Below are 12422 nucleotides of genomic sequence, written 5' to 3' on the forward strand. Positions count from 1 at the left end.
CACCCCGGCGGAAATCAGCCGTCGAATTCGCCCGCAGCCGAGCGTTTCTCGCTACAGGTGGCGAGTGGTGTCGATGTTGAGCGACATGCCCGCCAGGCCGCGGCGGCGGACCGCGAGTTTGTCGGCGATTTCGAGCAGGGCCTTGCCGGAGGCGCTTTCCGGGGCGGACAGCACGATCGGGGTGCCCTCGTCGCCCGCCTCGCGCAGTTCCTGTTCGATCGGAATCTGGCCCAGCAGCGGCACATTCGCGCCGACCGCGCGAGTCAGGTTGTCCGCCACGGTCTGTCCGCCGCCGGAGCCGTACAGCTCCATGCGCGAACCGTCGGGCAGATCCAGCCAGGACATGTTCTCCACCACGCCCGCGATGCGCTGGCGGGTTTGCAGCGCAATGGATCCCGCGCGCTCGGCGACCTCGGCGGCGGCCAGCTGCGGGGTGGTGACGACCAGGATCTCCGCGTTCGGGATCAGCTGGGCGAGCGAGATGGCGACATCGCCGGTGCCCGGCGGCAGATCCAGCAGCAGGATGTCCAGATCGCCCCAGAACACATCGGCGAGGAACTGCTGCAGTGCGCGGTGCAGCATCGGGCCGCGCCACACCACGGGCGTATTGCCCTGGGTGAACATGGAGATGGAGATGAGCTTCACGTCATGTGCGATGGGCGGCATGATCATTCGCTCGACCTGGGTGGGCCGCTGATCGGTGCCCAGCATGCGCGGCACGGAATGTCCGTAGATATCCGCGTCCAGCACGCCGACCGACAGGCCCTTGGCGGCCATGGCGGCCGCGAGATTCACGGTGACACTGGACTTTCCGACGCCGCCCTTACCGGAGGCGACCGCGTACACGCGGGTCAGCGAGCCCGGCTGGGCGAACGGGATGACCGGTTCGGCATTGTCGCCGCGCAATTTCTTGCGCAGTTCGGTCCGCTGTTCATCGTTCATCACATCGAGGGACACATTGATCGCGCCGACGCCGGGCACGTCATTGACGGCCTTGGTGACCCGCTCGGTGATCTGCCCCTTCATCGGGCACGCCGAGGTGGTCAGATAGACGACGACCTGAACGCTGCCGTCCGCGCCGACCTCGACGCTCTTCACCATGCCCAACTCGGTGATCGGTTTCCGGATCTCCGGGTCGTTCACCTTCGCGAGCGCGCCCCGCACATCCAATTCCGTTACCACTGGCATACCGAAAGCTTAGGAGTTCGGGCCAGCCGCGCTGTCACGGGGACCGCCTCGCGCCCATCGGCGGGGAACGATTCGGCCGCCCCGAGCTGCTTGCGCCGGGGCCTCACCGCTGACACGGGCACCGCGCGGCGACGACGGGCGTCGGCTCAGATGCGGGGGAGGGCGGAAGCGCCGGGGGCGATCCCGGTGGAGTAGGCGGTTTCCCAGGCCATCACGTTGGCGACGTAGGCCATGGAGTTGTTGTAGCGCAGGATGGCCCGGGTCTGCTGCGCCGGATCGCGCATATCGAGATTGCCGGAGCAGAGGTATTTGCCCGCGGTGAGAGCGGCGTCGAAGAGGTTCTGCGGATCGGCGATGCCGTCGCCGTTACCGTCCGCGGCGTAGTGCTTCCAGGTTTGCGGCAGGAACTGCATGGGGCCGATGGCGCGGTCGTAACCGGCGAGGCCGTCGAGTTCACCGCCGTCGGTGTCGTGCACGACATTGTTGCCCCAGAGGCTGCCGTCCAGAACCGGGCCGTAGACCGGATCGATGGGGTTGCCGTCCGCGTCGGCTTTACCGCCGAAGGCGTGCGTGGATTCGACCCGGCCGATACCGGCGAGCAGGGACCACGGCATGGCGCAGGCCGGATTCTCCACGGCCAGAATGCGTTCCGCGTTCTGATAGGCGTTTTCCGCGATGCCGGGCATTCCGATCGGGCCGGCGGGCAGGGCGGCGGGCACGCGGCCCTCGGGTAGAGCGACTGTCTTGACCACCGGGGGGCCAACGGGCACAACCTGTTTGGCCTCGCGGAGCATGACTTCCGGGACGGCGACCGGCGCGGCGGCCGCCTCGGGTCTGGGTAGCGCCGCGTCCGCGTCGGACGAGAACTCGTGCTGGAGAGCGGAAGTCAGGCCGCTGACGATATTGCCGCTGTCCGCCGCGCCGGAGATGGTGGCGCCCACCGCCGGGACGAGACTGGTGAGGGCGATGACCGATCCGCGGCGAATCGTCGGAACCGGGGGCTTGCGATGACGTCCCACTTGGTGCTGACCCTCCATTGCCGTCGGTTCTCGCGAACCGGTTGACGCAGTGAGGACCAAGCTACATCATTCGAGACCGTTCCGTTACTACTTCGTAATCTTTCCTGATGATTCGATTACGCCTGAGTGGTTAAAGGCGTCAATGGGACAGCCTGTCGTGCCTGTGCCGGACGAACTTTCGCGCCTGTACCGGACAGCTGTCGCACCCGTACCGATACGACTCGGCCGCAGCCCCGGGGCTGCGGCCGAATATCGGTCTTCAACTGTAACTCTCCGGACGTCGGCGGATGAGGCCAACGGCCGCAATGGATTACGGCACCGCCGGGGCGGGCGGCGCGGGCAGCGGAATGGTGATGCCGAACGGGAGCGTGATGCCCGGGGCCGGGGTGGTCGGATCCACCGATTCCGGTGCGGGCGCGGGCTCCGGCGCGGGGGGCGCGGCCTCATCGGTCTTGGCGGGCTGCGCGGGCTGATTGTTCGGCTGCTGCTGTTGCGCCTGCGCGGCCGGATCCTGCTGCTGCGGCTGGGCGCAGGTGGTGGTCTTCTCGATCGGCTTGCCGTCCGGCCCGAACTGCTGTTCGCCGGCCGCCTTGTCCTGATCGGTCTTGTCCTGCGCGCCGACCTGGACGCCGTCCTCGGGCTTGGCGTCCGGCTTGGTCTCGGTGGGCGGAAGGTTCACGGACTCACAGGGATTCGCGGGCACCACGGGCGCGGGGCAGAAGATGCCGCACGGAATGGGCGGCAGGCCCGGGATATTGATCATCACCTGGGTGGGCGTCTGCCGAGTGGTGCTCGGCGGCGCGTCCGTGGTGGTGGTCGTGGTGGTGGCCGGGATATTGACCGAGGCCGCCGTCATATCCGGTCCGGCGGTGAGCGCGCCGGGCGGGATCATGTCCGCGGAGATGTTCACGGCCGAGGGCGTCCCGCCGGTCTTGTACGCGTTCGACCAGCTGAGCACATTGGCCGCGTACGACATCGAGTTGTTGTAGCGCAGCACCGCGCGCAGCTGCTGGGCCGGATCGCGCAGATCCAATCCGCCCGAGCACAGGTATTTGCCCGCCGCGAGCGCCGCGTCGAAGACATTGTTCGGATCGGAGACGCCGTCGCCGTTACCGTCCGAGGCGTAGTTGGCCCAGGTGCTCGGCAGGAACTGCATGGGTCCGACGGCGCGCACATAGCCGCCGTTGGTGGCCTTGATGACCTCGTTGCCGGGCAGGGTGCCATCCAGCGCCGGACCGTAGATGGGCGAGATGGTGGTGCCCGCGGCATCGGTGCGGCCGCCGCTGGCGTGCAGCGATTCGATGCGCCCGATACCGGCGAGCAGATTCCACGGCAGCCCGCAGCCGGGCGTCGAGGATTCCAGTGCCAGTTCGGCATTGCGGTAGGCGGCCAGCACCAGCTCGGGGATGCCGAGCGCGCCGGTGCCGCCGGGCAGCGCGATGTTCTGCAGCTGCACATTGCCGCCGAGCCTGCCGTCAGCGGGCGGGGTCATTGCGCTGAGTTTGCGGGGCGCCTCGGGCGCGGCGGGCACCAGCCCGACGGTCTGATCCGAGGCGTTCTGGACGGCGTTTCCGGATCCGGTATCGGACGCGGCGGCCGCCAGAAGCGCTTCGGGCGCTGCCTGCGGCGCCTCGGTGTGCACTGTGGTGTTGGTGGCCGAACCCGCGGTGACCAGGCCCGCAATCAGCAGCGCCGATGCGGTCACCGGTGCAGATATTCTCTTGCCCACCACACAATCCCCTCAGTCGTGCGGCCGTTTCCCGGTGACGACGGCCGCAAAATGCGGGTGTCTGGGTCGGTCGCTCGGAACAACGTGATCCAGGTTACCCATCCGTAAGCTTGTTGGGTACAGCTTGTGCGGTTAGTCGCCATCTTTTTGCGGCGAAATTGCGACCTCCGCCCTCTTTCGATCGCTACTCTTCTTCGGTTTCCGCTCCTTCACGATCTCGCCGTCGGTGGCCAGTTTCTCCAACCTGACCAGCGCATCCTTGACATCATCCAACTCTCGGCGCAGATAGTCACGGGTCGCCACCTCGCCGACGGCGAGTCGCAGCGAAGCGAGCTCGCGCGCCAGAAATTCGGTATCGGCTTTTGTCTGGGCTGATCGCGCGCGATCCTCCTCGAGTGCCACGCGGTCGCGGTTGTCCTGCCGGTTCTGTGCCAGCAGGATGAGCGGCGCGGCGTAGGCGGCCTGGGTGGAGAACGCCAGATTCAACAGGATGAACGGGTACGGGTCCCACTGCAGCCGCAGCGCGAACACATTGAGCAGAATCCAGACGATCACGATCACCGTCTGGATCACCAGATAGCGGCCGGTGCCGAGGAAGCGCGCGACCCGTTCACTACTGCGCGCGAGAGCCTCTGCGTCCCAATCGAATCCGCGGAAGCGGGTCTCCATCGGCGATTCCAGGCGCTGGCGGGCGTTGGACTTCTCGGTGCGATCGGTCATGCGCGGCCTCCGGTGCCGTCGATCAGCGGAACGCCGTGCATATCGTGATTGTCCTGATCCTGTTCGCGCCAGTCCTCGGGCAGCAGATGGTCGAGCACATCGTCCACGGTGACCGCCCCCAATAGATGATTCTCCGCGTCCACGACCGGACCGCACACCAGATTGTAGGTAGCGAAATACCGGGTCACGGCGGTGAGCGGGGCCTCGGGCCGCAATCGCACCAGATCGGCGTCGACAATGCCGCCGACCAGGTTCGCCGGAGGTTCGCGCAGCAGTTGCTGAAAGTGCACGCAGCCGAGATAGCGACCGGTCGGTGTGGCGGTCGGCGGCCGCACCACGAACGCCATGGTGGCCAGTGCGGGCGTCAGCTCGGGATCGCGGATGCGGGCGAGCGCCTCGGCGACGGTGGTGGCCGGAGTGAGCACCACCGGCTTGGAGGTCATCAGACCACCGGCGGTGTACGGCGCGAATTCGAGCAGTCGCCGGACCGGTTCGGAATCCTCCGGATCCATAAGCGCCAGAAGCGATTCCGCTTCCCCCTCGGGCAATTCGCCGAGCAGGTCGGCCGCGTCGTCCGGATCCATCGCCTCGAGCAGATCGGCCGCGCGCTCCACGCCGAGCTGCTCCAGCAGCTCCACCTGATCGGCTTCCGGCAATTCCTGCACCACATCGGCGAGTCGCTCATCGTCGAACGCGGCCGCCACCTCGATCCGGCGCTTGCGCGGCAACTCGCGCAGCAGATGCGCCACATCCGCGGGCCGCATGCCCTCGAACTGGGTGAGCAGCTGGGTGACGTCCTGTCCGGGCAGGTTCAGCTCTGTCTGGGTGAGCCCGCGCACCTGCGCCCAATCCACCACGTGCACCGCCCCGCGCCGCCCGAAACCGACGCCGAGCCGCCGCCGTTCGCGCACCGCGACCCGGGAGACCACGTAATCGCGGGTGCGGGACTGTTCGATGCCGAGATCGACCACCACCACCTCGGTATCGGCCAGCTGCGGCAGTTCCGGATCGTCGACCCGCACCGTCGAATCGAGAATCTGTGCGATGGCGAGCATCTCGCTCGCGCGCTGTTCGAAACGCCGCACGCTGATGGTGCCGGTGGTCAGTGTCACCGCACCCGGATCGATCGCCTGCACCCGCAGCATCGGCACGAAAATCCGTTTGCGCGTTGGTAGTTCGACGAGCACGCCGAGCACACGCGGCTGCCGCTGGTCATAGCGGATGGAGATCACCAGGTCGCGGACGCGGCCGATAGACTCCCCGTCCGGTCCCAATACCACCAAGCCCGCGAGCCGGGCGGCGAAAACTCTCGTCGCTGCCATGAGTGTCAAGGCTAGTGGGTCCGGGCTGCCCGAAATGTCGCGCCACGAGCGCGGACGTAGAAGGAGTGACTCATGACATCGCGCCGTACGGTGCTCGCCGTCCCCGGCAGTAACCCCCGAATGATCGAGAAGGCCAAGGGGCTGGCCGCGGACGAGGTGTTCCTCGACCTCGAGGACGCGGTCGCGCCCGCGGCCAAGGCGCAGGCCCGCGCCAATATCGTGGCCGCGCTGAACTCGGACGGCTGGGGCGAGCAGATTCGCGTTGTGCGGGTCAATGATTGGACCACCGAGCACACCTACGCCGATGTCATCGCCGTGGTGGACGGCGCGGGCGACCGCATCGACGCGCTGCTGCTGCCCAAGGTCACCGACGCCGGCCAGGTGCAGGCCCTGGACCTGCTGCTGACCCAGCTGGAGAAGACCAACGGGCTGCCGGTCGGGCGGATCGGCATCGAACCGCAGATCGAGAACGCGCTGGGGCTGCGCAATATCGACGCCATCGCCACCGCGAGCCCGCGCGTGCAGACCCTGGTGTTCGGCCCGGCCGATTTCATGGCCTCGATCAATATGCGCACCCTGGTCGTCGGCGAACAGCCCGAGGGGTACGAGCCCGGTGACGCGTATCACCACATCTATATGACGATCCTGCTCGCCGCCCGCGCGCACGGACTCCAGGCCATCGACGGCCCGTACCTGGCGGTGCGCGATGTGGAAGGCTTCCGCCGCAACGCCTCTCGCACGGCCGCACTGGGTTTCGACGGCAAATGGGTGCTGCATCCGGATCAGATCGCGGCCGGTAACGAGATCTTCAGCCCACGTCAGGCGGACTACGACCGCGCCGAGGAAATTCTGGACGCGTACGCTTTTCACACGTCGGCCGCGGGCGGAGCCCGGGGCGCGGTCATGCTCGGCGACGAGATGATCGACGAGGCCAGCGCCAAGATGGCGCAGGTGATCGCTGATAAAGGACGAGCTGCGAAAATGACTCGCACCACGGTTTCGCCGTAATCGGCGCTGCGCGGCCCCGTCCGACACGCCGAAATAGCATGATGGAGATATGACGAATCCCTTGGGGAACGCGAGCCGGAACCGTCCGGGCCTGCCGACGCCACCGTCCGGCTGGCCGGTCGGCTCCTATCCGACCTACGCCGAGGCCCAGCGCGCCGTCGACTACCTGGCCGACAATTCCTTCCCGGTCGAGAACGTGACCATCGTCGGCGTCGACCTCATGCAGGTCGAACGCGTGCTCTACCGCCTGACCTGGGGCAAGGTCATCGGCGGCGGTGTGGTGTCGGGCGCCTGGCTGGGCCTGTTCATCGGCCTGCTGCTGAGCCTGTTCTCCTCCAGCGGTGCGATTCTGGTCGGCCTGATCGGCGGCATCGTCTTCGGCGTCATCTCCACCACCATCCCGTACGCCGCCACCCGCGGACAGCGCGATTTCGCCTCCACCATGCAGTTGGTGGCCGGGCGCTATGACGTGCTGTGCGATCCGAAGGCCGCCGAACAGGCCCGGGACATGCTCGCCAGGCTGGCCATCTAGCTCATGGATGTGATCAATACGGTCCGGGCCGGGGTGCTCGGGCATTTCGGTGTGGCAACCGCCGACGCCGCGTCGGTGACCTTTCTCGGGCTGGAGCCCATCGATATCCTGCGGATTCCCGATGGCGATCTGGTGCACTACGTGACACTCGGCGGCTCCCGCCACCCCATGACGGATCCGACTGCGGCACTTGCCGATCCGGTGCGCGGGCCGCGCGCGGAATTGGCGCTGACCCTGCGCGGCGGGGTGGGTGCGGGCAGCGGGCTCACCAAGACGCTGGCCGTGCTGGTGGCCTCACCGTCGGTGGAAGGCATTGTGCTGCAGGCCGATGCGCTGCTGGATATGGGCGAACCGATCTGGTCCGGTGCGCCGTTCACCGCGGTACTGCTCGGCGAGAGCGATATTCCCGCCGTGGAATTGCCCGAACCCGCTGAGCCCGTACGCTTTCTGGCCGCGACGCCGATCACCGCGACCGAGGCGGCCTGGGTGCGCATTCGCGGGGCCGCGGCACTGCGCGAGGCCTGGACCGAGGCGAAAATCGATGTGCGCGACGCGGATCGCGGTGCGGCCTCGCTGTAATCACAACCACTTGTTGCGGTGGAAGTTCACGTAGAGCCCGGCGCACAGCAGCACCATGATGCCGAACACCAGCGGATAACCGAAGGTCCACCGCAATTCCGGCATGTGGTCGAAGTTCATGCCGTAGATGCCCGCGATCATGGTCGGCACCGCCGCCATGGCCGCGTACGCGGAAATCTTTCGCATATCGGTGTTCTGCTGCACGCTCACCTTCGCCAGCGCGGCATTGATGAGCGCGCTGAGCGATTCGTTGAAGTCGATGATCTGTTCGGTGACGGCCGTGTGGTGATCGGTGACATCGCGCATATAGCGCCGAATCTCCGCGGGCAGCGGCAGTTTCGGGTCGTGGGTGAGCAATTGCAGCGGCAGCGCAAGGGGTTTCACTGCGCGCCGCAATTCCACCACCTCGCGCTTGAGCTGGTAGATGGCCTCGATGATGATATCGGCGGCCGGCGTGAACACCGCCTCCTCCATGGCGTCCACATCATCCTCGATGGCCGCGGTGACCTCGGTGTAGGTGTCCACGACATTGTCGGTGACCGCGTGCAGCACCGCGCTCGGGCCGAGTGCCAGCTGTTTCGGCGTCGACTCCAATTCCCTGCGCACACCGGCCAATCCGCTGTGATCGCCGTGCCGCACGGTGATCACGAAATCCGGGCCGAGGAAGATCATGATCTCGCCGGTGTCCACGATCTCGCTGACGCTGTTGAGTTCGTGCACGTGATAGCTGACCGTGCGCAGCACCAGGAACAGGATGTCGTCGTAGCGTTCGAGTTTGGGCCGCTGATGCGCGCTCACCGCGTCCTCGACGGCGAGCTCGTGCAGACCGAAGGATTTCGCCACATCGGTCATCAGCCCGGTGCTGGGTTCGAGCAGGCCCAGCCAGACATAACCCTCACCGCGCCTGCGCACCTCGGCCAGCGCTTCGTCATAGGTGCAGTGCGCCGTCAGCCGTTTGCCGTCCACGTACACCGCACAGTCGATGACCACGTTCGCGCCGTGCTTCGGCTTGGCCGGATGCGGATGCGCCGGTGTCCGGGTCGGCCAGCGGAAGGAGGGCAATTGCGGTATCGAGGACACCTGCCGGAGTCTAGTTCGCGGGACTCGCCGCGCTCGCGATGCGCGCGCTCCAGACCGGCTGCCCGGGATCGGCGGCGGGCCGCGTGCAAGATGGACCGTGTGCGCATCGATCTCCACACCCATTCCAATGCCTCCGACGGCACCGACACTCCGGCCGAGTTGATCCGCAATGCCGCGGCCGCCGGACTGGACGTGGTCGCTCTGACCGATCACGACACCACCGCGGGCTGGGCCGAGGCGGTGGACGCGCTGCCCCCGGGGCTCACGCTGGTGCGCGGTATGGAGATGTCGTGCGTGGGCCGGGGCGAGGACGGCTGGCCGGTCGCGGTGCACCTGCTGGCGTACCTGTTCGATCCCGCCGACGACGTCTTCGCGCAGGAGCGCGAGCGCCTGCGCGGTGAACGCATCATCCGATTGCGGGCCATGGCCGAGCAGATGGCGGCCGACGGCCTGCCGGTGGATCCGGACGCGGTGATGGCGTCCGCGGGACCGTCGGCGGGCCGCCCGCATCTGGCGCGGGCGCTGGTGGAGGCGGGCGTGGTGCCGACGGTCGACGCGGCGTTCCAGGATCTGCTGGCCTCGGACGGCCGGTACTACGTGGAGAAGGCCGATACACCGCTGCAGCGCGCGGTGGAGATGGTGCAGGCGGCGGGCGGGGTGAGCGTGGTGGCGCACGCGCGCGCCCGCAAGCGCGGCCGGCTGCTGGCGCTGGACCACATTCGTGAGCTGACCGCGCTCGGCCTGGGCGGTCTGGAACTCGATCATCCCGATCACAGCGCCGCGGACCGCGAGGTGCTGGCCGGGCTGGCCGCCGAACTCGGCCTGCTCACCACCGGGTCCTCGGACTACCACGGTCGCAACAAGACCATCCGGCTCGGCGAATTCACCACGGACCCGGCGCAATTCGAGGAGCTGGTGGGCAAGGCGAGCGGGGTTCCGGTGATCACCGCATGATCGGGACGGGCGTGACGGTATGAAGGTGCTCCGGGGTCTGAGCGGACTCATCGCGGGCGGCACGGTGATCCTGGTGCTGACGGTCGTCGGCGCGGCGATCATGGGTGCGCAGCGTGATTTTCCGGGCCCCGGGGCTTCCGATCTGGCGTGGCATATCGGTGCGGCGGTGGTGATTGTGACCGCCCAGGTATTTGCTGATAGACGTCAGGGAATTGCGGCTTTTTCCGGATGTGCGATAGTTTTTGCGGTAGCTGGAATGTTGTTGTGGACACAGTGGTGGAATTGAAATACGCATAACAGTTGCGAGCAGTTGAACGGTCGACGAACATTTGTCGATATGACCGAATTCGACGCGGATGTGCTCGTGCTGGGAGGCGGTCCCGCCGGGGCCTGGGCCGCGCTCGCCGCGGCGACCGCGGGCGCCCGCGTCCTACTGGTCGACAAGGCCCGTTGCGGTTCCAGCGGCCCCACCGCGCGCGCGGGCGCGACACTCTGGAACATCCCGCCCGGCCGGTTGCGCGATGACGCGGTGGCCGAGAGCTTCGCGCACGGCGGCGGGCTCGGCGATCCGGAATGGATGTACCGGGTGCTGGAGGAGACGCACCGGCGTGTCGGACAGCTCGTGCACGGGGGACTCCGATCACACGGCGACGGCTCCGCACGGCCCACCCGGGTGCACCTGGACGGACCGAAATATCTCGGGCGACTGCGCCGCAGCATGATCGTCGCCGGGGTGCGGATTCTCGATCATCATCCGGCGTTGCAGCTGATCACCGATGCCGACGGGGTGGTCTCGGGTGCGGCCGGGGTGGCGCTGCAGGGCGATTTCCGCAGTTGGTCCGCGCATGCCAAGGCCGTGATCATCGCCACCGGCGGCTGCGCCTTCCTCTCCGGCGGCGCGGGCACCGATGTGGATACCGGTGACGGTCTGCTGATGGGCGCCGAGGCCGGGGCGGAACTGTCCGGAATGGAGTTCTCCAACGCGTATTCGCTTGTCCCGGCCGGTGTTTCGGGACCCGCCTCGGTATCGGGCCAGCGCCCGCCGGGTGCGTTCCCGGCCGATCAGGTCCGGCATTTCGCGACGCTCTACGACGAATCGCGCTCGGTGCTCTGCGATCAGGGCGCGGGGTCGCGGGCCCAGGCGTTCGCCGCCATCGCCGACGGGCGGCGCGTCTACGCCGCACTCGACGAACTCTCCGATGTGAGCGCGCTGCTCGGCGGCCCCGATGAGCAGCCGTTCGGACCGCGCCCGGAGGCCGGGCCGGAGGACCTACTGGCGCAAGCGAATTCGGGCTGGTCGGGGCGGGTGCCGCTGCGTGCGGTGCTGGAGGGGACGGTGCGCGGGACCGGTGGGCTGCGGCTGGCCGGACCCGATTGCGCCACCACGGTTCCCGGACTCTTCGGCGCGGGCGATGTGACCACGCGGGAACCGGTGACCGGTGCGGTGTCCGGGGTCGGCGGTCAGCACGGGGCGTGGGCGGTGTCCTCGGGGGTGTGGGCGGGACAGGCGGCGGCGCGGTTCGCGGGCAATCGCCGCAAACTCGGTAAGACACGCCCGGTTCCGGGGGTCGGGCTCACCGATCGGGCGCGCATCGATCCGCGCGCGGTGGTCGGGCTGGTGCAGGAGCACACGCTGCCGCTGCGCCGCAGCTACTGGCGCAGTGACGGGAGCCTGCGGGACAGCATCGGCGAACTCGACGGTATGTGGCCCGGCGTCGAATACGACCTCGGCGGCAAGGGCGCGACCAGGCTGCACGCCCGCCAGGCCGCTGCCCTGCTGGCGGTGGCGCGCTGGACCAAATACAGCGCGCTGGCCCGCACCGAAACCCGCGGTATGCACCGCCGCACGGATCATCCGGGCGGGACCGATGATTGGCGCGTCCGCCTGCTCACCGGCGGTCTCGACAGCGTCTGGGTGCGGCCCGAGCGCACCGCAGCGCCGCGCACCATGCGCGGACCCGTGGAAAGCGCCGCGCCCGAGGCGTCCTGATTCGCAAGGCTCGGTTCGGGCTCGATCTCACCGCGCCGCTGCCAATCGGGCGCGACAGCTCACGGCGGCGGGCGGTATCGGGTTGTGACAGTTCTCCGCAGTCGCGGCCGGACGTGCGAGTTTCCCTTAACCTGCGGGTGATTCGGCTCACCTAGGCTTCGTTGATGGTGAACGCGCGCGATGGGCCGGGGGCGATTTGGCGCGTCGTCGACGCTACTGGCAGAATGTGACGACCCCCGGCCGCAGCCACCGCCCGGTCCGGGGCCACTCGGTGATTACGGTCCGCGACGCGCGGGTTGAC

Annotated in this window: 12 protein-coding genes; 6 read left to right on the top strand and 6 right to left on the bottom strand. The window is 68.0% G+C overall.

Annotated features, from left to right (window positions below; translation table 11 throughout):
• Positions 1 to 51: 51 nt before the first annotated feature.
• The 5 genes from ACFC0O_RS34745 to ACFC0O_RS34765 form a co-directional block, all read right to left on the bottom strand.
• Positions 52 to 1188 carry an Mrp/NBP35 family ATP-binding protein gene (locus ACFC0O_RS34745; protein WP_375965597.1) on the bottom strand — a complete coding sequence of 379 codons (1137 nt, stop codon included), beginning with the start codon at positions 1186 to 1188 and terminating at the stop codon, positions 52 to 54.
• 146 nt (positions 1189 to 1334) lie between these two features.
• On the bottom strand, positions 1335 to 2207 hold the full coding sequence (locus ACFC0O_RS34750; protein ID WP_375965599.1) for a lytic transglycosylase domain-containing protein: 873 nt from the start codon (positions 2205 to 2207) through the stop codon (positions 1335 to 1337).
• Between the two features lie 310 nt (positions 2208 to 2517).
• Positions 2518 to 3912, bottom strand: a complete 1395-nt coding sequence (locus tag ACFC0O_RS34755; RefSeq protein ID WP_375965601.1) for a lytic transglycosylase domain-containing protein — start codon at positions 3910 to 3912, stop codon at positions 2518 to 2520.
• A 156-nt stretch (positions 3913 to 4068) separates the two neighbouring features.
• Positions 4069 to 4656, bottom strand: coding sequence for a DUF1003 domain-containing protein (locus ACFC0O_RS34760; protein ID WP_364639963.1), 588 nt, complete (start codon positions 4654 to 4656; stop codon positions 4069 to 4071).
• On the bottom strand, positions 4653 to 5978 hold the full coding sequence (locus ACFC0O_RS34765; protein ID WP_375965603.1) for a magnesium transporter MgtE N-terminal domain-containing protein: 1326 nt from the start codon (positions 5976 to 5978) through the stop codon (positions 4653 to 4655). The genes ACFC0O_RS34760 and ACFC0O_RS34765 overlap by 4 nt, the downstream gene beginning before the upstream one ends.
• 72 nt (positions 5979 to 6050) lie before the next feature.
• Between ACFC0O_RS34765 and ACFC0O_RS34770 the strand changes: the two genes are divergently transcribed.
• The 3 genes from ACFC0O_RS34770 to ACFC0O_RS34780 are packed head-to-tail and all read left to right on the top strand — an operon-like array spanning position 6051 to position 8097.
• Positions 6051 to 6986, top strand: coding sequence for an HpcH/HpaI aldolase/citrate lyase family protein (locus ACFC0O_RS34770; RefSeq protein WP_375965605.1), 936 nt, complete (start codon positions 6051 to 6053; stop codon positions 6984 to 6986).
• Between the two features lie 49 nt (positions 6987 to 7035).
• Positions 7036 to 7518 (top strand): general stress protein, encoded by a 483-nt coding sequence (locus tag ACFC0O_RS34775; RefSeq protein ID WP_364639954.1) that lies wholly within the window; start codon positions 7036 to 7038, stop codon positions 7516 to 7518.
• 3 nt (positions 7519 to 7521) lie between these two features.
• Positions 7522 to 8097, top strand: a complete 576-nt coding sequence (locus tag ACFC0O_RS34780) for a suppressor of fused domain protein (RefSeq protein WP_375965608.1) — start codon at positions 7522 to 7524, stop codon at positions 8095 to 8097.
• Here the strand turns inward: ACFC0O_RS34780 and ACFC0O_RS34785 are convergent, their stop codons facing one another.
• Positions 8098 to 9168, bottom strand: coding sequence for a magnesium and cobalt transport protein CorA (locus ACFC0O_RS34785; protein ID WP_375966430.1), 1071 nt, complete (start codon positions 9166 to 9168; stop codon positions 8098 to 8100). It lies immediately after the preceding gene.
• Between the two features lie 108 nt (positions 9169 to 9276).
• Here ACFC0O_RS34785 and ACFC0O_RS34790 point away from each other — a divergent pair, with 108 nt between their 5' ends.
• From ACFC0O_RS34790 to ACFC0O_RS34800, 3 genes are read left to right on the top strand one after another with little or no spacing between them, the layout of a single operon-like run.
• On the top strand, positions 9277 to 10131 hold the full coding sequence (locus ACFC0O_RS34790; protein WP_364639948.1) for a PHP domain-containing protein: 855 nt from the start codon (positions 9277 to 9279) through the stop codon (positions 10129 to 10131).
• 19 nt (positions 10132 to 10150) lie between these two features.
• Positions 10151 to 10417, top strand: a complete 267-nt coding sequence (locus ACFC0O_RS34795) for a hypothetical protein (protein ID WP_364639945.1) — start codon at positions 10151 to 10153, stop codon at positions 10415 to 10417.
• A gap of 51 nt (positions 10418 to 10468) precedes the next feature.
• A complete protein-coding gene (locus ACFC0O_RS34800) occupies positions 10469 to 12121 on the top strand; it encodes an FAD-binding protein (RefSeq protein WP_375965611.1) in 1653 nt (550 codons plus the stop codon).
• Positions 12122 to 12422 lie beyond the last annotated feature (301 nt).

The organism is Nocardia sp. NPDC056100 (assembly GCF_042266325.1).
Taxonomy (GTDB): domain Bacteria; phylum Actinomycetota; class Actinomycetes; order Mycobacteriales; family Mycobacteriaceae; genus Nocardia.

Bases quoted from the DNA above. Each gene is read 5' to 3' on its own strand.
- ACFC0O_RS34745 (WP_375965597.1), bottom strand. From the start codon at position 1,188: ATGCCAGTGGTAACGGAATTGGATGTGCGGGGCGCGCTCGCGAAGGTG.
- ACFC0O_RS34760 (WP_364639963.1), bottom strand. From the start codon at position 4,656: ATGACCGATCGCACCGAGAAGTCCAACGCCCGCCAGCGCCTGGAATCG.
- ACFC0O_RS34765 (WP_375965603.1), bottom strand. From the start codon at position 5,978: ATGGCAGCGACGAGAGTTTTCGCCGCCCGGCTCGCGGGCTTGGTGGTA.
- ACFC0O_RS34770 (WP_375965605.1), top strand. From the start codon at position 6,051: ATGACATCGCGCCGTACGGTGCTCGCCGTCCCCGGCAGTAACCCCCGA.
- ACFC0O_RS34775 (WP_364639954.1), top strand. From the start codon at position 7,036: ATGACGAATCCCTTGGGGAACGCGAGCCGGAACCGTCCGGGCCTGCCG.
- ACFC0O_RS34780 (WP_375965608.1), top strand. From the start codon at position 7,522: ATGGATGTGATCAATACGGTCCGGGCCGGGGTGCTCGGGCATTTCGGT.
- ACFC0O_RS34795 (WP_364639945.1), top strand. From the start codon at position 10,151: ATGAAGGTGCTCCGGGGTCTGAGCGGACTCATCGCGGGCGGCACGGTG.
- ACFC0O_RS34800 (WP_375965611.1), top strand. From the start codon at position 10,469: ATGACCGAATTCGACGCGGATGTGCTCGTGCTGGGAGGCGGTCCCGCC.